Source organism: Pantoea sp. QMID4 (genome assembly GCF_030270445.1).
Classification (GTDB): Bacteria; Pseudomonadota; Gammaproteobacteria; order Enterobacterales; family Enterobacteriaceae; genus Pantoea; species Pantoea vagans.
The window spans coordinates 363347-386698 of sequence record NZ_BSXL01000004.1; the positions used below are offsets into that span (position 1 = coordinate 363347).

General features: G+C 56.0%; 21 protein-coding genes. 13 read left to right on the forward strand and 8 right to left on the reverse strand.

Annotated elements, in window-relative coordinates:
• Window positions 1-2 precede the first annotated feature (2 nt).
• On the reverse strand, window positions 3-1601 hold the full coding sequence (locus QSK07_RS11500) for an MFS transporter (RefSeq protein ID WP_285720660.1): 1599 nt from the start codon (window positions 1599-1601) through the stop codon (window positions 3-5).
• 359 nt (window positions 1602-1960) lie between these two features.
• Between QSK07_RS11500 and hinT the strand changes: the two genes are divergently transcribed.
• The 8 genes from hinT (at window position 1961) to QSK07_RS11540 (ending at window position 8368) form a co-directional block, all read left to right on the forward strand.
• Complete coding sequence (gene hinT / locus QSK07_RS11505) at window positions 1961-2311, forward strand: purine nucleoside phosphoramidase (RefSeq protein WP_013357465.1); 351 nt, start codon at window positions 1961-1963, stop codon at window positions 2309-2311.
• A 20-nt stretch (window positions 2312-2331) separates the two neighbouring features.
• A complete protein-coding gene (locus tag QSK07_RS11510; RefSeq protein WP_033732268.1) occupies window positions 2332-2700 on the forward strand; it encodes a YcfL family putative periplasmic lipoprotein in 369 nt (122 codons plus the stop codon).
• Window positions 2701-2711: 11 nt separating this feature from the next.
• A complete protein-coding gene (gene lpoB, locus QSK07_RS11515; protein ID WP_098050943.1) occupies window positions 2712-3311 on the forward strand; it encodes a penicillin-binding protein activator LpoB in 600 nt (199 codons plus the stop codon).
• A gap of 16 nt (window positions 3312-3327) precedes the next feature.
• The gene (gene thiK / locus QSK07_RS11520) at window positions 3328-4110 is read left to right on the forward strand and encodes a thiamine kinase (RefSeq protein WP_285720991.1); all 783 of its coding nucleotides are present in this window, start codon (window positions 3328-3330) and stop codon (window positions 4108-4110) included.
• A 39-nt stretch (window positions 4111-4149) separates the two neighbouring features.
• Entirely contained in the window at window positions 4150-5190 is a 1041-nt protein-coding gene (gene nagZ / locus QSK07_RS11525; protein ID WP_285720659.1) for a beta-N-acetylhexosaminidase, read from the forward strand.
• A 40-nt stretch (window positions 5191-5230) separates the two neighbouring features.
• On the forward strand, window positions 5231-5773 hold the full coding sequence (gene ycfP / locus QSK07_RS11530) for an alpha/beta hydrolase YcfP (protein WP_275219679.1): 543 nt from the start codon (window positions 5231-5233) through the stop codon (window positions 5771-5773).
• 212 nt (window positions 5774-5985) lie between these two features.
• Entirely contained in the window at window positions 5986-7290 is a 1305-nt protein-coding gene (locus tag QSK07_RS11535) for an NAD(P)/FAD-dependent oxidoreductase (protein ID WP_013357471.1), read from the forward strand.
• A gap of 535 nt (window positions 7291-7825) precedes the next feature.
• On the forward strand, window positions 7826-8368 hold the full coding sequence (locus QSK07_RS11540) for a glycine zipper 2TM domain-containing protein (RefSeq protein WP_285720658.1): 543 nt from the start codon (window positions 7826-7828) through the stop codon (window positions 8366-8368).
• A gap of 130 nt (window positions 8369-8498) precedes the next feature.
• Here the strand turns inward: QSK07_RS11540 and mfd are convergent, their stop codons facing one another.
• On the reverse strand, window positions 8499-11942 hold the full coding sequence (gene mfd, locus QSK07_RS11545) for a transcription-repair coupling factor (protein ID WP_285720657.1): 3444 nt from the start codon (window positions 11940-11942) through the stop codon (window positions 8499-8501).
• Window positions 11943-12169: 227 nt separating this feature from the next.
• A complete protein-coding gene (locus QSK07_RS11550; RefSeq protein WP_285720656.1) occupies window positions 12170-12379 on the reverse strand; it encodes a hypothetical protein in 210 nt (69 codons plus the stop codon).
• Window positions 12380-12626: 247 nt separating this feature from the next.
• Here QSK07_RS11550 and lolC point away from each other — a divergent pair, with 247 nt between their 5' ends.
• From lolC to cobB, 4 genes are all read left to right on the forward strand, one after another.
• Window positions 12627-13826, forward strand: coding sequence for a lipoprotein-releasing ABC transporter permease subunit LolC (gene lolC / locus QSK07_RS11555; RefSeq protein ID WP_275219675.1), 1200 nt, complete (start codon window positions 12627-12629; stop codon window positions 13824-13826).
• A complete protein-coding gene (lolD, locus tag QSK07_RS11560; protein WP_285720655.1) occupies window positions 13819-14523 on the forward strand; it encodes a lipoprotein-releasing ABC transporter ATP-binding protein LolD in 705 nt (234 codons plus the stop codon). The genes lolC and lolD overlap by 8 nt, the downstream gene beginning before the upstream one ends.
• Window positions 14523-15767 carry a lipoprotein-releasing ABC transporter permease subunit LolE gene (gene lolE / locus QSK07_RS11565; RefSeq protein WP_285720654.1) on the forward strand — a complete coding sequence of 415 codons (1245 nt, stop codon included), beginning with the start codon at window positions 14523-14525 and terminating at the stop codon, window positions 15765-15767. The genes lolD and lolE overlap by 1 nt, the downstream gene beginning before the upstream one ends.
• 146 nt (window positions 15768-15913) lie before the next feature.
• Window positions 15914-16747: a Sir2 family NAD+-dependent deacetylase gene (cobB, locus tag QSK07_RS11570; RefSeq protein ID WP_098050934.1), complete on the forward strand. Its 834-nt coding sequence runs from the start codon at window positions 15914-15916 to the stop codon at window positions 16745-16747.
• A 33-nt stretch (window positions 16748-16780) separates the two neighbouring features.
• Here the strand turns inward: cobB and potD are convergent, their stop codons facing one another.
• From potD to potA, 4 genes are read right to left on the reverse strand one after another with little or no spacing between them, the layout of a single operon-like run.
• On the reverse strand, window positions 16781-17824 hold the full coding sequence (gene potD / locus QSK07_RS11575; protein ID WP_098050933.1) for a spermidine/putrescine ABC transporter substrate-binding protein PotD: 1044 nt from the start codon (window positions 17822-17824) through the stop codon (window positions 16781-16783).
• Window positions 17825-17835: 11 nt separating this feature from the next.
• On the reverse strand, window positions 17836-18609 hold the full coding sequence (potC, locus tag QSK07_RS11580; protein ID WP_285720653.1) for a spermidine/putrescine ABC transporter permease PotC: 774 nt from the start codon (window positions 18607-18609) through the stop codon (window positions 17836-17838).
• Window positions 18606-19457 carry a spermidine/putrescine ABC transporter permease PotB gene (gene potB, locus QSK07_RS11585; protein WP_275220076.1) on the reverse strand — a complete coding sequence of 284 codons (852 nt, stop codon included), beginning with the start codon at window positions 19455-19457 and terminating at the stop codon, window positions 18606-18608. Before potB ends, potC begins: the two co-directional genes overlap by 4 nt.
• Window positions 19450-20565, reverse strand: coding sequence for a spermidine/putrescine ABC transporter ATP-binding protein PotA (gene potA / locus QSK07_RS11590; protein ID WP_285720652.1), 1116 nt, complete (start codon window positions 20563-20565; stop codon window positions 19450-19452). The genes potB and potA overlap by 8 nt, the downstream gene beginning before the upstream one ends.
• Window positions 20566-20878: 313 nt before the next feature.
• Between potA and pepT the strand changes: the two genes are divergently transcribed.
• Window positions 20879-22108, forward strand: a complete 1230-nt coding sequence (gene pepT, locus QSK07_RS11595) for a peptidase T (RefSeq protein WP_285720651.1) — start codon at window positions 20879-20881, stop codon at window positions 22106-22108.
• Between the two features lie 73 nt (window positions 22109-22181).
• Here pepT and QSK07_RS11600 read toward each other — a convergent pair whose 3' ends face one another.
• A complete protein-coding gene (locus QSK07_RS11600) occupies window positions 22182-23306 on the reverse strand; it encodes a ribosomal protein uL16 3-hydroxylase (protein ID WP_275219668.1) in 1125 nt (374 codons plus the stop codon).
• Window positions 23307-23352: the final 46 nt, after the last annotated feature.

A 23352-nucleotide genomic window follows, 5' to 3' on the forward strand; every position in this document is an offset into this window, starting at 1 on the left:
GTTTATTCCTGTCGTTTTAAGGTCGGGTTTATAGAAGGGTGTAAAGCGGGATGGGCGGACAATTTTTCCGGCGCGGGCTTATTCCGGTTAAGGAAGCCAATGTTATTGTTGCCCCACAGATTTTCGTAAGGCATGCCAGTCAGTGTTTCAACTATCCCGCGTGCTTCCGGGGTAATGCTTTCCGGCACGATGCGGTCCGCCTGGCGCATTTTCAGCGTTTCCTGGCGCAGGACAGTGTGGGTCTGCAGATTAAGTTTGAAGCGCAGTGACACGATAAAGCCGCAGGCCAGAACGGCCACGGTACCGATACTCAGGATCGCCAGGATAGTGTGGCTGACGCCGGGTACCTGCGTTGCCTGACCAGAGACAAAACCAGAGAGTTGCAGCACGATACCGACCAGCATGACGGCACCCGCCTGCGACGCTTTACGCGTCAGGGTCATTATGCCCGCAAAAATGCCTTCGCGGCGCTGACCAGTGATGGCTTCATCGACATCCGCGATATAAGTGTAGGTATTCCATGGCACATAGTTAATGCCACCACGTCCCAGACCTGCCAGGGCAGAGGTCACTAACAGCAGTGATATGTTGTCGTTCATGCCGGCATACCACAATCCGGCATAGGAGAGCGACGCCAGGCCAAAAAGGATGGCCACCAGACGGTAGGCAGGTGCAGGCCCCATGCGGATACAGAGCGGGATCATCGCCATCACAGCAATAAACTGCAGCACTGCCATAGTGCCCATCAGGCTGGAGGCAACCTGAGCACTCTGCATCAGCACAAACATCACATACCAGGTAAAGACGGCATTAAAAACATCCTGGGCGATATAGCCGCCGAGGTACATGCCAAGGTGCTGGCGGAAGATACGAATACGTAAAGTTGAGGCCAGCTCAACATAGAGCCGTTTAAGATTCTGCATCAGCGTCAGCTGCTGTTTTTCCTGTTCGGCACGCCGCGACTCGGCAGAAAAATCATCCGGGTGACGTTCCCAGGTAAAGCACCACACCAGCGTCAGCACCAGTGCGCAGATTACCGAGAATACCAGGCTGGCGTAGAAAAAGGAGTCAGGATTATCTTTGCCCAGCATACCCAGTAAAATGCCGGGTAAAAATGCGGCCAGAATGGCTGAGAGCTGCGCCAGACCAATACGCGCGCCGGAGAAACGGGTTTTCTGTTTGAAATCGTCAGTCATTTCAGGGACCAGCGTTTCATAAGGCACCAGGATCATGGTGTAGACGATATCAAACAGCAGGTAAGTGCAGAGATACCACCAGAAGCTCATGTCGCTGACCCACATCAGGCTATAACTGAATACACAGGGTATGCCTGACAGGATAAAGAATTTGCGGCGGCCAAAGCGTTTGCCCAGCCAGGTTGAGCCAAAGTTGTCGGTAATAAAGCCCATGAGCGGGCTGACTATGGCATCCAGCACGCGAGCAGTAGCAAAGATTAAGGTGGCCTGAATCGGGGTTAATCCACAGAAGGTGGTATAAAAATAGAGTAACCAGGCGGAGGTGAGCGCCGTGGTGCCTGCTCCGAGAAAATCTCCGGAACCATAGGCCAGATAGTGGCCAGGACCAATTTTACGTGAGCGCATGGCTAATGCTCCCTGATGTTATATGGCGGTATACCCATGGTGACACCGGACTTCTCACCCGGACTGGTTAGCAAAGTAGAGCTGACCGGGCGGCTAAACCTTCGCAATTTGGCTAACGCCTGGGCTGAAGTGGCAGCCATATAAAGAAAAGGGTGGCGAAATTCTAATTTATAAAACAGTGTTTCATTTTAATGAAAAGGCAGGCGCCTGTGAGCATCAGGAATGCTGTTCAGGTGAAAGAGGAGTGGAGCGGCTACAAAGGCAGGCGAACAATGCAAGAAAAGTGGTACTGAGCTTGAAAGAAAACAAATTTCTCCCGCATACTGATTGATTACGACTCAGGCTCAAGGAATTGCACCATGGCTGAAGAAACCATTTTTAGTAAAATTATCCGCCGCGAAATCCCCGCTGATGTGGTTTATCAGGATGAACTGGTTACGGCTTTCCGCGACATCTCGCCTAAAGCACCGACCCATATTTTAATCGTGCCAAATGTGCTGATCCCAACGGTCAACGAGGCGGAAGCGGCCCACGAGCATGCGCTGGGACGTATGTTTACCACCGCAGCGAAAATCGCCCGTCAGGAAGGGATCGATCAGAATGGTTATCGGCTGATTGTGAATTGCAATCAACATGGTGGTCAGGAGGTCTATCACATCCATATGCATCTGCTGGGCGGCGAACCGCTGGGCCCGATGCTCTCAGACTGACCTGATAACGGAAAAATGCTATGCGATCCTGGCTGACTGGCCTGCCGATCCTGCTCTGCCTGACGGCCTGCAGCAGTGAAAAACCGATGATCAATACTTCACAGTCGCTGGTGATGGAGTCTTCTGTGCTGTCAGCAGGGATCATTACCGATGAACCGACGCTGGATGAGAACGATGGACTGAAACGTGCCACCAGCGTGCTTTATAATCAGCGCGAAACACCGGTCGTTGTGCACTATCGTTATTACTGGTATGACGACAAAGGTCTGGAAATCACCCCGCAGGAACCGGCGCAGACCGTTACCGTTCCGGCGCAGGGCAGTATTGTCGCCACCTCGCAGCTGGGTAACCTGACTGCAAGCAAGGTTCGTCTTTATCTCTATCTTTAAGGATTTTCTACGTGATACGCAGTGTTAATCGTACCGGAGCGCTCCTGATGGCGCTCATTCTGACCGGCTGTGTAGTGAAACAGCAGCAGCCCGCCACGGTTGAACCGACCCAGCCAGCCGAGCCGGTGCAGCCTGTTCCGCAACCTGAGCCGGTGCCGCAACCGCAGCCTCAGCCTGTGCCACAGCCGCCAAAGCTGGTCACTATCAACTGGGATGCCAGCGTACAGCCGTTAGTGGCGCAAATGTTGCAGGCCGCCAGCGCCGAGCCGGGTAGCGTGTTGCTGGTCGACCGTATCAAAAACAGCACCAATGGTGCGCTGCAAAGCGAGAAAGCAACAGCGGCTATCCAGAATGCGCTGAACAACAATGGCAAATTCACGCTGGTTTCTGCCGATCAACTGGCGCAGGCTAAGCAGACGCTGGGATTATCGCCGGATGACAGCCTGAACTCGCGCAGCAAAGCGATTGGTCTGGCACGCAACGTGAACGCCCAGTATGTGCTCTACAGTAACGCACGCGGCGATGTTAAAGCGCCAGCCCTGCAGATGCAGCTGATGCTGGTTCAGACCGGCGAGATCGTCTGGTCCGGCAACGGCATTGCACAGAATTAATCCCGTCTTTCAGCGGATAATTCAGCAGGCGACCGGCGAGCCAGAAAAAGTATCAACTATTCCGCTGGCCGGTCTGACCGGACACAGTCAGAAGATTGTCAGCTCGCGCGGTACCTTCATTGCACGGGCGGCGCCACAGCCGGCTATTCCGTTTGTGGATCGGCAGCGCGAATTCCGGCTGTTACGAAAAATGCGAGCCAGCGGACTGGCACCGCAGCCCGTCGCGGGTCGTCGTCAGGGCATTGTGCTGACCTGGTGCGCAGGCGACGCGCTGGATGAACAACGCTTCCGCCAGCAGCGTCCGCAGATTGTGGCACTCTTGCGGCAGCTGCATCAGCAGCCGTTAATCGGCTATCGCCTGCAGTTGTTGCCACTGTTATGGCGCTACTGGCAGCTCTCGCCACAGCGGCATCATCGCTGGCTGCGGGCGCTCAGACGTCTGACGCAGCAGGGTGAACCCCAGCCGTTAAGGCTGGCACCACTGCACATGGATCTGCATGCCGGAAATGTCATACAGGGCCCAGAGGGCCTGCGTCTGATCGACTGGGAATATGCCGCCGATGGCGATGTGGCGCTGGAGCTGGCGACCGTCTGTGCAGGCGATCCGCAGCATCAGACCGACTGGCTGGCAGAGTACGCTGCAGTGATGCAGCTTCCGCTTCCCGTGCTGGTGCAGCAGGTCAGACGCTGGCAACCCTGGCTGCGTCTGCTGATGGCCAGCTGGTATCAGTTGCGTGCCGGTCAGGGTGACGACGAAACATTACACCAGCTGGCCCGACAGAGCTGGAAACAGATTTAATCGCGTTATGCAGGTGCGTAACGCTACAGGATTCAGGTTATGAGATCACATTTACCCGGCCCGCTGATGCTCGACGTTGAGGGCTATGAACTGGATGGCGAAGAGCGCGAGATCCTTAAGCATCCGCTGGTGGGCGGCTTAATTTTATTTGCCCGAAACTATCACGACCCGGCCCAGCTGGCAGAGCTGGTGCGGCAGATCCGCGCGGCCTCTCATGCCCGGCTGGTGATTGCGGTGGACCAGGAGGGCGGTCGCGTGCAGCGTTTCCGTGACGGCTTTACCCAGCTGCCCGCCATGCAATCTTTTGCGGCGCTTCACGATGCAGAAACCGCTGGTGAAATGGCGCAGCAGGCGGGCTGGCAGATGGCGGCCGAGATGATTGCCATGGATATCGATATCAGCTTTGCGCCGGTGCTCGACATTGGTCATCTCAGTGCTGCGATTGGCGATCGTTCTTTTCATGCCGATCCGGCCATTGCGCTTGCCGTTGCCCGCCGCTTTATTGCGGGGATGCACGAGGCGGGTATGAAGACGACCGGCAAACATTTCCCGGGACATGGCGCGGTCAGCGCTGATTCGCATAAAGAGACGCCACACGATCCGCGCGACGAAAAGACGCTGCGTGAGCACGACATGGCGATCTTCAGCAAGCTGATTACCGAGCAGGCACTGGATGCGATTATGCCTGCACATGTCATCTACACCGACGCTGATCCGCTGCCCGCCAGTGGTTCGCCCTACTGGCTCAAAACCGTGCTGCGCGAGCAGCTGGGCTTTGAGGGTGTGATTTTCTCCGACGATCTCTCAATGGAGGGTGCCGCCGTGATGGGCACCTATCCTGAGCGCGCGCAGCAATCCCTTTCTGCCGGTTGTGACATGATTCTGGTCTGCAATCAGCGCCAGGGTGCCATTAGCGTGCTGGATAACCTGATCCCGGTCGGGTCAGAGCGGGTTACGCAGTTGTATCATCAGGGCAGGTTCACCCGCGATGAGCTGCAGGCAACGCATCGCTGGAAAAACAATGCCCAGCAACTGAGTGCACTTCAGGAACGCTGGCTGGCTCACAAAGCGTCGAGGTAATTAATGACTGCCCGGCGCTATCACTACCCTGAGGATTATCATGATCATCTATCTGCACGGTTTTGATTCCAGTAGTCCGGGCAATCACGAAAAGGTGCTGCAACTGCAATTCATCGATCCTGACGTCAGGTTGCTCAGTTACAGCACCCGCCACCCTAAACATGACATGCAGTTTCTGCTGAAAGAGACCGATAAAATGCTGACGCTGTCCGACGACGACCGTCCGCTGATTTGTGGCGTCGGACTGGGCGGCTTCTGGTCAGAGCGTATCGGTTTTCTGTGTGGTATCCGGCAGGCAATCTTCAATCCCAACCTCTTTCCGCAGGAGAACATGGAAGGGAAGATCGACCGGCCAGAAGAGTATCAGGACATCGTCACCAAATGCGTCAGCGATTTTCGCGAACGCAATCGTGACCGCTGTCTGACCTTTCTCTCCCGTCAGGACGAGGCGCTGGACAGCCAGCGCACCGCCGATCAGTTGCATTCCTTCTATGAAATTGTCTGGGACGAGACCGAGGGGCATAAATTTAAAAACATATCCCCACATCTTCAGCGGATAAAAGCTTTTAAAACATTAGGTTAAGCAGGGAAGGCACCGCAAGGTGCCTGTTTTCATTACGTAATTATCCGAGTTTTATTTCCCCGCTTTGATGTATATCAATATTCTTATGTTCTCCTCTTCCCGCCATGCTATTCTGCGAGCAGATAGCGATTTTAACTTCGCCAACCCTATGTTTATTAAGGTTTAATTTAACCTTTGATTAACTTTTGGTTCACAATTTGAGGGGGTCTTTGTTGACTACGTCTGTTAAGAGAATTGTTATTGTTGGAGGGGGAGCGGGTGGCCTGGAAATGGCGACGCAGCTGGGCCATAAACTGGGTCGTAAAAAGAAGGCCGAGATTATCCTGGTGGACCGTAACCACAGCCATCTGTGGAAGCCGCTTCTGCACGAAGTTGCTACCGGCTCGATGGATGAAGGCATTGATGCGCTGAGCTATCTTGCCCATGCCCGCAATCACGGTTTCGAGTTCCAGCTGGGTTCGCTTACCGACATCGATCGCAGCCGCAAAGTGATCCGTCTGGCCGAAGTGCTGAACGCACAGGGCGAAGTTCTGGTGCCACAGCGTGAAGTGGCCTACGACCAGCTGGTGATGGCGCTGGGCAGCACCTCAAATGATTTCGGCACGCCGGGCGTTAAAGATCACTGCATCTTCCTGGACAATCCGCATCAGGCGCGCCGTTTCCACAACGAAATGCTCAACCTGTTCCTGAAATTCTCTGCCAGCGAAGGCAAGGTCGAGAAAGTTAACATCGCCATCGTGGGCGGCGGCGCAACGGGCGTTGAGCTTTCAGCGGAGCTGCACAATGCGGTCAAACAGCTGCACAGTTACGGTTTCAAAGGTCTGGGGCGCGAAGCGCTCAATGTGACGCTGGTCGAAGCGGGCGAACGTATTCTGCCTGCACTGCCACCGCGCATCTCAGCTGCGGCGCATCAGGAGCTGACGAAACTGGGCGTGCGCGTTCTGACGCAGACCATGGTTACCAGCGCTGAGCAGAATGGCCTGAATACCAAAGGCGGTGAGTTTATTGAAGCTGACCTGATGGTCTGGGCGGCGGGCATCAAAGCGCCGGACTTCCTGAAAGAGATTGGCGGACTGGAAACCAACCGCATCAATCAGCTGGTGGTAAAAGAGACGCTGCAGACTACGCTGGATGATGACATCTACGCCATTGGCGACTGCGCCTCCTGCGCATTGCCAGGCGGCGGCTTTGTGCCGCCGCGTGCCCAGTCAGCGCACCAGATGGCCTCACGCGCGATGGACAACATCCTGGCGCAGCGCCACGGCAAACCGCTGAAGGCTTATGTCTACAAAGATCATGGTTCGCTGGTGTCGCTCTCCCGCTTCAGTACGGTCGGCAGCCTGATGGGCAACCTGATGCGCGGTTCAATGATGGTGGAAGGGCGCATTGCGCGCTTTGTCTACATCTCTCTTTATCGTATGCACCAGATCGCACTGCACGGCTATTTCAAAACCGGCCTGATGATGCTGGTCGGCAGCATCAACCGGGTTATCCGCCCGCGGCTTAAGCTGCACTAAGTCACCGCACTCAATCTGGTAAAGGCTGAGCCTCCTCAATTCTGAGGGGGCTTTTTTATGCCCGGAGCAAACAGATAACCGCTTCCGGGTGCAGGTTTCGCGTCGGATCAGTTTACATTCAGTTTTTCAGATGTCAGGTTAAGCCTTACGGGCTGTCCGATCATACGCCTGTTTGTTATGGCCAGTTACGCACGCAGCTCTGGTCATTTCGTCAGCCCTGTCACCGTGAACACATCAATAAAAGCGGGCGCTTAAAGCTGGACACTTCTTTTCGCTAACCTGCTGAAGTGGAACATATTACAGGCAAAAATAAAGCCTGAAATTGTCGTGTTTCTTCCGCTCAGAACTCTCCTAAAAACTGGCCCTGATAGCAAAGTGACCAATTTCCTCCATTTATCTGATGTTGCATTTTCGGTCCATCTGTAAAACTTCATCTCAACAAACACGGCGCGTCGCGCACGCCGGTTATACCTCAGTTAACGAGGATGCTTTAACAGCAGGATTGCGCGGTAACACTTTTCAGGAGGAACTTCCTGTGAATAAATCAATGTTAGCGGGTATCGGTATTGGTGTGGCAGCAGCGCTGGGTGTTGCCGCCGTAGCAGGCATGAACGTGTTTGATCGCGGTCCTCAATACGCGCAGGTACTGGCTGCAACGCCAATCAAAGAGAGCATCAAACAGCCACGTCAGGAGTGCCGTAATGTCACACTGACGCACCGTCGGGCCGTACAGGATGAAAACCGTCTTGCTGGCTCTGTATTAGGTGCAGTGGCAGGTGGAGTGCTGGGTCACCAGTTTGGTGGCGGTCGCGGTAAGGATGTCGCGACAGTAGCAGGAGCATTGGCGGGAGGTTATGCGGGTAATCAGGTCCAGGGCGGACTGCAGGATCGCGATACCTACACCACAACCGAACAGCGCTGCAAAACAGTGTACGACAAACAAGAGAAAAAACTGGGATATGACGTGACCTATAAAATAGGCGACCAGCAGGGCAAAATCCGTATGGAAAATGACCCCGGCACGCGTATTCCACTGGATCGCAATGGTCAGCTAATTCTTAACAGTGACCAGGCGTAATTGGGCAAAGCTTTGCCGCACTCGCGGCCACACAGCACGACGCAATGAAAAAGGCGCATCTTAAGGATGCGCCTTTTTTATCACATGTTCCTGCGCTTACCGACCCGCTCAGTAAGGCGCGGGCAGGGGGTTACGCCTGATGCTCAGCCAGTTGTGAAACGAAGCCCTGCACCCAATCCATACGGATTTTTCTTTCTGACAGCTCGCGGGTAAACCGCAGGCGTGTTGGCCCATCCAGTCTCCACTGCTGAGGCTCGTTCTGCAGCAGACTAATCAGCCATGCCGGATCGACCTTGTTCTGCGGCGCAAAATCGAAATAACCGCCATTGTCGCTGGCTTCGATCTTACGCAGACCGACCGCACGGGCTTTCAGGCGGATAATCGCCACGTCCAGCAGGTTACGCGCGGGGTCAGGCAGCAGGCCGAAGCGGTCGATCATCTCAACCTTCAACTCCTGCAACTCCTCTTCAACTTCCGCGCTGGCGATGCGCTTATAAAGTGAAAGACGGGTGCTGACATCCGGGATAAAGGTCTCGGGCAGTAGCGCCGGCATCCGCAGTTCCACCTCGGTCTGGTTGCTGGTGAGATCTTCCAGTGACGGCTCGCGGCCCGCTTTCAGCGCATCGACGGCATTCTCCAGCAGCTCCATGTAGAGCGTGAAGCCCAGTGTCTCCATCTGTCCGCTCTGTTCATCACCCAGCAGCTCGCCAGCCCCGCGAATCTCCAGGTCATGGGTTGCCAGCGCAAAGCCGGCGCCCAGATCTTCGAGTGAGGCGATCGCTTCCAGGCGCTTATGCGCGTCCGCGGTCATCGACTTCGGATGCGGCGTCAACAGCCAGGCGTAAGCCTGATGATGCGAACGACCAACGCGACCACGCAGCTGATGCAGCTGCGCCAGACCAAAGTGATCGGCCCGCTCAATGATAATGGTGTTCGCGGTCGGAATGTCGATCCCGGTTTCGATGATGGTGGTACAGACCAGCACGTTGAAACGCTGATGATGGAAATCGTTCATCACCCGCTCCAGCTCACGCTCGCGCATCTGTCCATGACCTATCGCGACCCGCGCTTCCGGCACCAGATCGCTGAGACGCTGCGCCGCTTTTTCAATATTTTCAACGTCGTTATAGAGGTAGTAGACCTGTCCGCCACGCAGAACTTCACGCAGAATCGCTTCACGGATCACCAGATCGTCGTATTCACGGACAAAGGTTTTTACCGCTAAACGGCGGGCAGGCGGGGTGGCAATAATCGAGAGATCCCGCATGCCGCTCATGGCCATATTCAGGGTGCGCGGGATCGGCGTGGCGGTCAGGGTCAGGATGTCCACATCGGCACGCATCGCCTTAATGCGCTCTTTGTGACGCACGCCGAACCGGTGCTCTTCATCAACAATCAGCAGGCCGAGATCGTGCCACTTGAGGTCACTCATCAGTAGTTTGTGGGTGCCGATCAAAATATCGATCTTGCCCTCGCTGGCCTGTTCCAGTACCTGTGCCTGCTCTTTGGCGGTACGGAAGCGGGAAAGCATCTCAATGCGGACTGGCCAGTTGGCGAAGCGATCGCGGAAGTTATCGTAATGCTGCTGTGCCAGCAGGGTGGTTGGCACCAGCACGGCCACCTGTTTGTGGTTCTCGATGGCCAGAAATGCGGCGCGCATCGCCACTTCTGTTTTACCGAAGCCTACGTCGCCGCACACCAGTCGATCCATCGCCAGCGGCTGACACATATCGCTCAGCACGGCGTTGATCGCCTGTGCCTGATCGGGCGTAGTTTCAAACGGGAAACTTTCGCAGAACAACTGATACTGCTCACGGTCATGCTTAAAGGCAAAACCGGTTTTGGCGGCACGCTGGGCATAGATATCCAGCAACTCAGCCGCCACATCGCGAACTTTTTCCGCCGCTTTCTGCCGCGCGCGTGACCAGGCATCGCTGCCCAGTTTATGCAGTGGCGCGTTATCGTCAGCCCCGCCCGCATAGCGGCTGATCAGGTGCAGTGATGAAACCGGTACATAGAGTTTGGCGTCGTTGGCGTAGGAGAGCATCAGGTATTCCGCCTCAATGCCGCCCGCCTCCAGCGTGGTCAGGCCGATATAGCGGCCCACGCCGTGCTCCAGATGCACTACCGGCTGACCAGGATGCAGCTCCGCCAGGTTACGGATCAGAATGTCCGGGTTAATGGTGCGACGGGTATCCTGACGGCGACGACTGACGCGTTCGCCCAGCAGATCGCTTTCGCAAATCAGTGCCCGGTTGCCCTGGGTATCGATAAAACCGCGCTCGCTGGCACCGATCATCAGCGTGAAACGATCGTCGACGGTTTCATCAAAACGGTGCACTGGCTGAGGACGCAGTTTAATCCGTGCCAGCAGCTCCTGCAGGCTCTCGCGGCGGCCTTCACTTTCTACCGAGAAGACCACGGTGCCGCTGAAGGTCTCAATAAACTGCCGCAGATGATCGAGCGGCGCTTTCGCCTGCGCCTGAACGGCGAGGTCTGGCAGTGGGGTGTAACCGAGATTAGTGTTAGCGGCTTTGGCAGGCAGCACCTCATTGGTCATCTGAATGCGCGGCCAGGCTTTGAGTTCACCCATTAACGCATCGGGTCGCAGCCACAGGGTGACCGGCTCCAGCAGCGGACGCATCGGGTCCACCCGGCGGTTCTCATAGCGCGCCTCAGCATCCTGCCAGAAGCGGGTGGCGCTGCCTTCGAGGTCGCCGCAGTTTACAATCAGGGTGTTGTCAGGCAGATAGCTGAACAGGCTGGGTAACGGCTGCTCAAAGAACAGCGGCTGCCAGTATTCGATGCCCGCGGGCAGCGTGCCTTTGCTGACCTGCTGATAGATGTGCTCCGACTCGCGGCGCACATCAAAAATTTCGCGCCAGCGGCTGCGGAACAGCTCAATGGCGGCTTTGTCGCTGGGAAATTCATGCGCAGGCAGCAGGTTAATTTCTGCTACCGCTTCCAGCGTGCGCTGATTATCGACGTCGAACAGGCGCAGGCTGTCGATCTCATCATCGAAAAAGTCAATGCGATAGGGCTGGTCGCTGCCCATCGGGAACAGGTCGAGCAGGGCACCGCGCGTAGCGTATTCGCCGTGCTCCATGACCTGATCAACATGACGATAACCCGCCTGCTCAAGCTGGTCGCGCAGTCGGTCGCGTGACAGCTTTTGTCCCTGCTTCATCACCAGCGCATGACCGTGCAGGAAACTGTGCGGACAGACGCGCTGCATCAGGGTGTTGACTGGCATGATCAGCATACCGCTCTGCATCACCGGCAGCTGGTAGAGGGTCGACAGGCGCGCGGAGATAATATCCTGATGTGGCGAGAAGCTATCATACGGCAGCGTCTCCCAGTCGGCGAGGTGCACCACCGGCAGATCGGTAAACTGACGGATTTCATCCAGCAGACGCAGGGCGGTTTGGGTATCGGGGGTAATCATCAATACCGGGCCAGCATGACGTTCGGTAATGCTGGCACACTCTACCGCATGCGCAGCGCCGATGAGCTGGCCGAGCTGGCGGTGGTCGCCGGATTTAACGGGCAGGGTATAACGAGTCTGTTCGGGCATGGGATCTCGGGGTTGCTCCATTTTTCCAGGACGTAATCATTCCATATTATGTCAGGGGGATCACCTTTGCGGCACAATTTTCCTGCCGCGCCGCGCTGAAGCCGGGGATCGGTCAGCCATTACCGGGTGTCGGCGGTAATACAGCGGACAGAGAGAGGATAGACGAGTCTGGCGCGGGATCAGAAAAAACCGCCGTCGCTGTGCAGCGACGGGGTTAAACGGACATTCTATTTTATGGATTGCTGTGTGTAATACATGCGTGGGCGGTCGATATTTGCCCAAGATAACTCCTGCTCAGGATGATAGCTGAGGTTGCCGTCGTCCCACTTTACGTAGTAGCCAGCTGGTGCACTTCCCTGCTCAAAGACGTTAATGATTTCGCCTCTGATTTCCCCGGATTGATGTTTAACGATGCTGCCTTTGGGAAATTTCGACATGGTCGCTACCTCTATCGCTGTGCGATAAATGACCTCTTATCCTGTTACAGATTGTAGTCTACGCGCCAGGGCGCTGGATAATCAGCCAATAAGCGATGGCTTTATCGTCTATTCTGCGGTTTTGGTCGTGAGTGTGACGTATCCTGACGCAACTTTGCTGCCGACTCAGAGGGTTAGAGGTTTCATAAAGCGAGCCGCTCCTTTATCATCCCACTACCTATTTTCAGGCAACGGCTTACTGAATTCCATGTATCAACCTGTCGCGCTATTTATCGGTCTGCGTTACATGCGCGGACGAGCATCGGATCGCTTCGGTCGCTTTGTCTCCTGGCTCTCAACGATTGGCATTACGCTCGGCGTGCTGGCGATGGTCACCGTGTTATCGGTGATGAATGGTTTTGAGCGTGAACTCGAAGGCAATATTCTTGGCCTGATGCCTCAGGCGCTGATCACCAGCGACAAAGGCAGTCTTAATCCCCAACAGCAACCCGCTGACTCGCTGAATCTGCAGGGTGTCAGCCGCATCGCGCCGCTGACTACCGCCAGTGTGGTGCTGCAAAGCCCGCACAGCGTCTCGGTTGGTGTGATGCTGGGCGTAGAGCCGGGTGAAAAAGATCCGCTGACACCTTTCCTGGTGAATACCCCACAGAGTGTGCTGCAGGCCGGACAGTACAATGTGATCCTCGGCGAACAGCTGGCGTCGCAGCTGGGCGTGAAACGTGGCGATCAGCTGCGTCTGATGGTGCCGTCGGTCAGCCAGTTCACACCAATGGGACGTGTGCCGAGCCAGCGTCTGTTTACGGTGGCAGGCACCTATGCCGCCAACAGCGAAGTCGACGGTTATCAGATTCTGGTCAATCTTCAGGATGCGTCGCGCGTGATGCGCTATCCGGCCGGCAACATTACCGGCTGGCGGCTGTGGCTGGATAAACCGCTATCGGTTGACAGCCTGAGTCAGCAGACGCTGCCCGCCGGTCTGGTCTGGAAAGACTGGCGTGAGCGCAAAGGCGATCTTTTCCAGGCGGTGCGCATGGAGAAAAACATGATGGGTCTGCTGCTGAGCCTGATTATCGCCGTGGCCGCCTTTAACATCATCACCTCATTAGGCCTGCTGATCATGGAGAAGCAGGGCGAAGTGGCGATTCTCCAGACCCAGGGCCTGACCCGCCGGCAAATCGTGGCGGTGTTTATGGTGCAGGGTGCCAGCGCCGGGATTATCGGCACGCTGCTCGGCACGCTGCTCGGTGTGCTGCTTGCCAGCCAGCTCAACAATTTAATGCCGGTGATCGGCCTGTTCCTCGATGGTGCCGCGTTGCCGGTTGATATCAATGTGTGGCAGGTGGTCACCATCGCCCTCAGCGCGATGATTGTGGCGCTGCTGTCTACGCTCTATCCTTCGTGGCGCGCTGCCGCCGTTCAACCTGCTGAGGCTTTACGTTATGAGTAACACTCCTTTGTTGCAGTGCCGCGACCTGTGCAAACGCTATCAGGAAGGCAGCGTGCAGACCGATGTGCTGCACAATGTGGCTTTCAGCCTCCAGCCCGGTGAACTGACGGCGATTGTCGGCAGCTCCGGTTCCGGTAAAAGTACGCTGCTGCATCTGCTCGGTGGTCTGGATGCGCCGACGTCGGGCGATGTGGTGTTTGATGGTCAGTCGCTGAACGCCATGTCCTCGTCGGCCAAAGCCGAGCTGCGTAACCGCGAGCTGGGCTTTATTTATCAGTTCCACCATCTGCTGCCGGACTTCAGCGCGCTGGAGAACGTGGCGATGCCGCTGCTGATTGGCAAAATCGCGAAAACGGAAGCGCAGGAACGCGCCCGTGAGATGCTGGCGGCGGTCGGGCTGGACCATCGTGCCGCGCACCGGCCGTCTGAACTGTCCGGCGGCGAGCGTCAGCGCGTGGCGATCGCCCGTGCGCTGGTCAACCGTCCGCGGCTGGTGATGGCAGATGAACCCACCGGCAACCTTGATGCGCGCAACGCCGATGCTATCTTTGAACTGCTGGGCGAGCTGAACGTCCGTCAGGGCACCGCCTTTCTGGTGGTGACGCACGATCTGATGCTGGCAAAACGCATGACGCGTCAGATGGAGATGCGTGATGGTCAGTTAAGCGATCAGCTTACTCTGGCAGGAGCGCTGTAATGGGTTCGTCGTTATCCCTGTTGCTGGGCCTGCGCTTCAGCCGTGGTCGCCGTCGTGGCGGCATGGTCTCGCTGATTTCGGTGATCTCCACCATCGGGATTGCGCTGGGCGTGGCGGTGCTGATTATCGGCCTCAGCGCCATGAACGGTTTTGAGCGTGAGCTGAATAACCGCATTCTGGCGGTGGTGCCGCACGGTGAAATCGAGGCAGTTAATCAGCCGTTCCAGCACTGGCAGTCGATGATTGCCCCGATTGAAAAGGTGCCCGGCATTGCGGCGGCAGCCCCCTATGTCAACTTCACCGGCCTGATTGAGAGCGGTGCCCGGCTGGAAGCGCTGCAGGTGAAGGGTGTTGATCCGGCCCAGGAGCCGCGCCTCAGCGCACTGCCACAGTTTGTCGCCGATAACGCCTGGTCCTCTTTTGCCGCCGGTAAGCAGCAGATCATTCTGGGCGGCGGCATTGCTGAATCGCTGAAGGTGAAGCAGGGCGACTGGATCATCATCATGATCCCGAACAACGATGGTGATAACAAACTGCTGCAGCCAAAACGCATCCGCCTGCAGGTCAGCGGTATCCTGCAACTCAGCGGCATGCTTGATCACAGTCTGGCACTAGTGCCGCTGGTCGATGCGCAGCACTATCTGGATATGGGTGACAGCGTGTCCGGTATCGCGCTGAAAATGACCGACCCGTTCCAGGCTGTGAAACGGGTGCGCGATGCCGGTGAAGCGACCCGCTCCAATGTCTACATCAAGAGCTGGATTGGCACCTACGGCTATATGTATCGCGACATTCAGATGATCCGCGCCATCATGTATCTGGCGATGGTGCTGGTGATTGGTGTCGCCTGCTTTAATATCGTCTCTACGCTGGTGATGGCGGTGAAGGACAAGAGCAGCGATATCGCGGTGCTGCGTACCCTCGGCGCGAAAGACCGCCTGATTCGCGCCATCTTTATCTGGTACGGTTTGCTGGCGGGCCTGCTGGGCAGCGTCAGCGGTGTGGTGGCTGGCGTGCTGGTGGCGCTGAACCTGACCTCACTGGTGCGTGGGCTGGAGTCAATCACCGGTCATCATCTGCTGGCAGGAGATATCTACTTTATTGATTTCCTGCCCTCGGAACTGCACTGGATTGACGTGTTTTCAGTACTGATTACCGCCATGCTGCTGAGCCTGCTGGCGAGCTGGTATCCCGCCAGACGAGCCAGCCGCATTGACCCGGCTCGGGTATTAAGCGGTCAGTGATAAAAATGCGGCGCGAGTGATTTCGCGCCGCATCTGTTTAAGACCTTTGCTGTTGGGTCTTGCCCTCAGCAACCGTTACTATCGGGTGATGTTCACCCGGAATCTGTTTAGAGCGGCTCGCCGCAGCTGCTACGCCAGGAGATTTTATGCGTACACCACGTCGCCGCATACGACTTGCCCGCCTGAAGAAAACCCGGAGAAAAGTGCATCAGCGCTTTCGCCAGCGCATTTTTGAGCGCGATCGTCAGGCCGAACTGGCCGCCCATCCCCAGCCGCATATTGTGGTGCTGACCGGTGCAGGCATCTCAGCGGAGTCCGGCATCCGGACCTTCCGCGCGGCTGATGGCCTGTGGGAAGAGCATCACGTTGAAGACGTTGCCACGCCCGAAGGCTTTCAGCGCGATCCCGCGCTGGTGCAGCGTTTCTACAATGCGCGTCGTCAGCAGCTGCAGGAAGCCGACATCCAGCCTAATGCCGCTCATCTGGCGCTGGCGGAGCTGGAGCAGGTGTCAGGCGATAATTTCCTGCTGGTTACGCAAAACATCGACAACCTGCATGAACGTGCCGGAAACAGCCGGGTGCTGCATATGCACGGTGAACTGTTAAAAGTGCGCTGTGTCAACAGCGGTCAGGTGATTGAGTGGACCGGCGATATCACCCCGGACGATCGCTGTACCTGCTGCCAGTTCCCCTCTGTGCTGCGGCCGCACGTGGTCTGGTTTGGCGAGATGCCGCTGGGTATGGAGCAGATTTACCAGGCGCTGGAACAGGCCGATTACTTTATCGCTATCGGTACCTCGGGCCATGTTTATCCGGCCGCGGGCTTTGTGCATGAGGCCAAACTGCAGGGCGCGCACACCGTTGAGCTGAATCTTGAGCCGAGCCAGGTGGGTAACGAGTTTGCCGAACGGCATTACGGACTGGCGAGCGAAGTGGTGCCAGAGTTTGTTCATACCCTGCTGCGCGGGCTGTATAAGTAGGTGAGGCGGCTGATAGCCGCCTCTTTAATGCTGTTAACGGCCCGCTTTAAGCTGCTGGAACAGGGTTTCGTACAGAAGGCTGGCGTCGCCCACATCATCCTGCCATTCACCGTGCTTAATTACGTCAGCAGGCGGATAGAGTGACGGATCGTTCGCCACGGCGGGTGGCAGCAACGCCTTTGCCGCGAGGTTCGGTGTAGGATAGCCGATAGTTTCCGCCACTTTCGCCGCGACGTCAGGACGCAGCAGGAAGTTAATCAGCTTCATTGCGCCTGCCTTGTTTTTCGCGTTAGCGGGGATCGCGAGGTTATCCATCCAGAAAATACCGCCCTCTTCAGGCCAGACGATCGCTAACGGCGTGCCCGCCTGACGCGCGATATATGCTGAGCCATTCCAGAGCATACCCAGATTCACTTCGCCTTCCATAAAGGGATTACCCGGATTATCAGAGTTGAAGGCCAGCACATTGGGCATCAGCTTTTTCAGCTCAGAATAAGCGGCTTTGATCTGCTCAGGATCGCGGGTATTGCCGGAGTATCCCAGCTTGCGCAGCGCTATCTGGAACACTTCGCGCGCGTCGTCGGTCAGCAGCAGGCTTTGCTTATATTCCGGCTTCCACAGATCGGCCCAGCGGGTCACGCTTTTGACGTCGATCTCATCGGTGTTGACACCGATTGCCGTCGCACCCCAGATATAGGGAATCGAGTAGTTATTGTCAGGATCGAAGGGTTTATTCAGCAGGTCGGGGTCGAGGTTGCTGAAGTTGCTGAGCTGGCTTTTGTCGATCTTCTGCAGCATCCCTTCGTTACGCATTTTTGCCACGAAGTAGGTTGACGGTACGACCAGATCGTAAGCGCCATCTTTCCAGGTTTTCAGCTTGGCGTACATGCTCTCATTGGATTCATAGGTCGAATAGATCACTTTGATGCCGGTCTCTTTCGTGAACTGCTCCAGCAGCCCCGGCGGCACATATTCGGTCCAGTTGTAGAAATAGAGGGTATTACTGTTATCTGCCTGCGCCACGTTCATACCCAGCAACAGTGCACCTGCCGCCAGCCAGTGAAATCTCTTTTTCATCCTCAATCCTCTTATTTATTTCTGTCACGCAGCAGCCACTGACTGGCCGCGACCAGCAGCAATGACAGCATCATCAAAATAGTGGCCAGCGCATTCACTTCCGGTGAAACGCCAACTTTTACCATCGAGTAAATCTTCAGCGGTAAAATCTCAAACGTCGGACCGGTGACAAAGGAAGAGACCACCACATCATCCATCGACAGGGTAAAACTCAGTAACCATCCTGCGGCGACGGCTGGCATCGCCAGCGGCAGAATGATTTTGCGCAGAATGGTGGTTTCGCTGGCCCCCAAATCTTTAGCTGCCTCCAGCATGCGCACATCAAAGCCTTTCAGACGTGAGTAGACGGTAATCACCACAAACGGCAGGCAAAATGTAATGTGGGAAAAGAGCAATGACCAGAAGCCCAGCGAGATGCCCAGCAGCATAAACAGCACCAGCAGGGAGATAGCCATCACAATGTCGGGCGACATCATCACCACGAACAGCATGCCACTGACAAAGGGCTTGCCGCGAAAACGGTAGCGAAAAAGTGCGACAGCGGTGAGTGCGCCGATCAGTGTGGCACAGCTGGCTGAGAGCACGCCCATGATCAGCGAGTGCTGCGCCGCCTGAATCAGACTGTCATTGTTCAGCAGCAGGCTGTACCAACGGGTCGTGAAACCCTGCCAGTTAATGCCAAAGCGGGAGGCGTTAAACGAATTCACGATCAGAATAACAATCGGTATGTAGAACCAGGCGTAAATAATCGCCATAAAACTGCCGCGTAACAGGCGTGCCATCATCCTAAATCCACCCGGTTATTCAGCAGTCGCGCTGCGCGCCAGTAAATCAGCAACAGCAATCCCATCAACAGCGTCATCACAATGCTGGTGGCCGCGCCAAATGGCCAGTCGCGAATGTTAAGGAACTGACTTTTGATAACGTTGCCAATCAGCAGATTCTTTGCGCCGCCCATCAGGTCGGCGACGTAGAACAGCCCCATCGCCGGGATCAACACCAGCAGACAGCCCGCAATGATGCCCGGCATGGTCAGCGGCAAAATAATACGGAAAAAGGTCTGCAGCTTACTGGCACCGAGGTCGCGCGCCGCTTCCAGCAACGGTTTATCCAGCTTCTCCAGGCTGGAGTAGAGCGGCAGCACCATAAACGGCAGCAGAATATAAATCAGCCCGAGGATCACCGCTTCCGGGGTATACATGATGCGAAACGGCTTATCGATCAGCCCCAGCGACAGCAGGAAATCATTCAGCCAGCCACGGGTGCTGAGGAAAATTTTCAGGCCGTAAATACGGATTAGTGAGTTGGTCCAGAAAGGCACAATCAACAGAAACAGCATCAGCGGACGCAGGCGCGGTGTGAGTTTTGTCAGACACCATGCAAAGGGATAGCCCAGCAGCAGACAGCCAATCGTGGCAATCAGCGCCATGTTCAGCGAGTGCAGCAGCACCTGCGCATAGAGCGGGTCGAGCAGCCGGGTATAATTACTGAAGGTCAACACTGCGCTGACGAAATGTGCATCATCGCGCGTCAGAAAACTGGTGACAAAAATCATCAGGTTGGGCACAAAGACGAACAGCGTCAGCCAGCCGACAATCAGTGCGATGACCCCCTTCTGAAAACCATTACGCATCCGCTTCATAGGGCAGTACCACCTCCCATCCTGGCACCCAGCTCACGGCCATCTTCTGATTAAGCGAGTGATCAACGTCCGGGTCATCCTCATTAAAGAACTCACTGACCGTAACCAGCTTACCGTTCTCCAGCTCTACCGCAGACTCCAGCGTCATGCCTTTATAGTTACGTTCGCGCACATAGCCAGTCAGACCATCTGATGCGCTGTCACCATGGATCTCCTGCACCCGCAGATCTTCCGGACGCAGCAGTACATGAAGCCGGTCACCCACACTGACCGGGAAAGTACAGTGGATCTCGTACTCGCGTCCCTCGACCCGGGCCCGCACGTATGGCGCGCGATCGCTGGCAAGCACTTCAGCATCAAAGACATTAATTTCACCGATAAAGCGCGCAACAAACAGGTTTTTGGGCTCTTCGTAGATTTCGCGTGGCGTACCGTCCTGCACTACCTTGCCGTCGCGCATGACAACGATGCGATCGGACATAGTCAATGCCTCTTCCTGATCGTGGGTAACAAAGACAAAAGTAATGTCGAGCTTACGCTGCAGGGCTTTCAGCTCGTTCTGCATCTGACGGCGCAGCTTATAGTCCAGCGCCGAGAGGGACTCATCAAGCAGCAGCACTTCAGGACGATTGACTACCGCGCGGGCAATCGCCACACGCTGTTGCTGGCCGCCAGAGAGCTGATGCGGGCGGCGATCGGCAAAACTTTCCAGCTGCACCATTGCCAGCGCGTCATTGACTCTGGACGTTATCTCCGCCTCCGGGGTTTTCTGCATCCGCAGGCCAAAGGCGACGTTTTCAAATACCGTCATATGAGGGAACAGCGCATAGCTCTGAAACACGGTATTGACGTGACGGTGCTCGGCCGGCGTATCAGTAATGTCCTGGTCATCGAGTGAGATACGGCCACCATCTGCCGCTTCCAGTCCGGCAATCAGGCGCAGAATGGTGGTTTTGCCGCAGCCCGACGGGCCAAGCAGAGTGATGAACTCACCGTGATGGATGGTCAGGTTAAAATTATCGATGATGGTCTTACCATCAAAAGCTTTACTGATGCCAGAAAGCGTAACCAGCGCCTGCTGTGCGCGTGTTTGCGTCATTTTAGTCTCAGTCTGTCTAAAGTCGAACAGGTTATAGCATAGCTGCTCAGTGCAGCCAGCCAGCAAAGAGGGGCGGATGATACCTGAAAAATAAGGCATTGCCATGTTTTGCCCGCCTGGCAGAGGCAATTCGACCGGCTGTTGACAACATTGCGTGGTTTGCCGCAACAATCACGTAATCAGATGTTTTTTTCGGGCTTATTACTTTCCCAAAAGTCACCGACAGCGCTAACCTGTCTGCGAATGATTTTACGCAACGTTGTGACCGGCGGGTCTGTGAATAATACCGCATGGCACTTTTAAAGGATGGGATATGGAACAGTTACTTGAGCGCTTTTTAAGTTATGTGGCCGTTGAGACACAGGCTAAGCCGCAGGCGCGCCAGGTGCCCAGCAGTGAAGGGCAGTGGACGCTGGCGCGTCAGCTGCAGGAGGAGCTGCTGGCCCTGGGTTTTGTTGATGTCACCCTGAGCGATCACTGTTGCGTCATGGGCACGCTGCCCGCCAATGTTGACTGGCCGACGCCAGTTATCGGTTTCATCTCCCACATGGATACGTCGCCTGATTTCACAGCGAAACATGTTAATCCGCAGATCATCGAAGATTATCGCGGTGGCGACATTGCGCTGGGTAATGGCAACGAGGTTCTGTCACCGGTCATGTTCCCGGTGCTGCACAAGCTGATTGGGCATACGCTGATTACTACCGATGGCAAAACCCTGCTGGGCGCGGATGATAAAGCGGGTATCGCCGAGATCATGACGGCGATGGCGCAGCTGGCTGACAGCGATACGCCACACGGCGCGATCCGCGTCGCCTTCACGCCCGATGAAGAGATCGGTCGCGGCACTTCTCACTTTGATGTGGAGGCGTTTGCCGCCGACTGGGCTTACACCATTGATGGCAGCGATCTGGGCGAGTTCGAGTATGAGAACTTCAATGCTGCCTCGGCTACGGTCAAAATCGTCGGTAACAACGTGCATCCAGGCTCCGCTAAAGGCGTGATGGTCAATGCGCTGGAGCTGGCTAACCAGTTTCATGCGGCCGTACCGGCCGGCGAAAAACCGCAGTACACCGACGGCTATCAGGGCTTCTACCATCTGCACCAGATCAAAGGCAGCGTCGAGCACGCCGAGATGCTCTACATCATTCGTGACTTTGAAACGGAGAGTTTCGAACAGCGTAAACAGACGCTGCTGCAGATCGCCGCGGAGATCAACAAAACCCTGCATCCTGACTGCTCGGTCACGGTTGAGATCACTAACAGCTATCGCAACATGCGTGAAAAAGTCGAGCCGTTCCCGCATATCATTGACCTGGCTTTGCAGGCGATGCATGACTGCGGCATTGAACCGGTGGTGAAACCGATTCGTGGCGGCACCGATGGGTCGTCACTGTCGTGGAAAGGGTTGCCTTGCCCGAACATCTTTACCGGGGGCTATAACTATCACGGCAAGCATGAGTTCGCGTCGCTGAATATCATGGCGAAGTCAGTGGAAGTGATTGTGCGTCTGTCAGAACTGGCAGCACAGAAGAAGGATTAAATTAAAACAGGCTCTCTTGCCATGACGGCAGGAGAGCCTGTTTCAGCCGCAGCGCACGGTTCCGCGCTGCGGGTTATTCTTCGCCGAAGTACCAGTAACCCGCATTCACCAGACCGGCGATCTGCGCCAGCACGGCCGGATCATCCAGCGCATCACCCAGGTCGTCGAGCGTGATGCGATAGTGACCGGCCAGTACCGCCATGACATCGGGGCGTGAACACTCAACCCGCTCACCATTGATATAGACCGCGCTGCCAATCGTCAGGACACGCAGGCCACCTAACCGGTTCAGAGCATCGCCCTGTTGCAGCGCATCATAAATTTCATCAGGTTGATAAGGCGGTTCCGGCGGCGCGACATCGAGTTCGTGGCGTGACTGCGAAATGAATTCGCCGAACCATTGCTCAAACTGCTCCGGCTGATTGACCACATCCAGCATCAACTGGCGCACGCCTTCAATCTCCTGCGGCAGGATCTGCGACGGGCAATCGCGTGCAGGCACATCCGGATCGCTGAAGCGCAGGCTGCCCAGCTCATTGGCCAGGGCGTAGTCGGCAAAGCCGCTGATTAACTCACGACCGCTGGGGGCGCGGAAACCAACGGAGTAGTTCAGAGCGTTTTCCAGCGAGTAGCCTTCATGCGGGAATCCTGGCGGAATGTAGAGAATATCGCCCGGCTCCAGCTCTTCATCGATGATGGCATCGAACGGTTCAACCTGCAGCAGGTCCGGATGCGGGCAGTGCTGCTTCAGCGCCACTTTTTCACCGACGCGCCAGCGACGGCGGCCCGTACCCTGAATAATGAAGACATCATACTGATCAAAATGGGGACCAACGCCGCCCCCAGGCACGGCAAACGACACCATCAGGTCATCGACACGCCAGTCAGGCAGGAAGCGGAAAGGACGCATCAGCGCAGCAGAGGGTTCATGCCAGTGATTGACTGCCTGGACCAGCAGCGACCAGTTGTTCTCTCCCAGATGATCATAGCTCTCAAACGGGCCGTGGCTGACCTGCCATTTGCCGTCCTGATGGCTGACCAGGCGGCTATCCACCTCGTTTTCCATTGCCAGTCCGGCCAGTTCATCCGGTGAAAGAGGATCAACGAAGTTTTTAAAACCACGCTTCAGCACGACCGGGCGTTTCTGCCAGTAGCGCTGAATAAAATCGGGCCAGTTAATATCGAGCTGATAGTCCATACAGGGGTTCCGCTTAGAGCTGTAAATGCCAGCTAGTATAACAGCC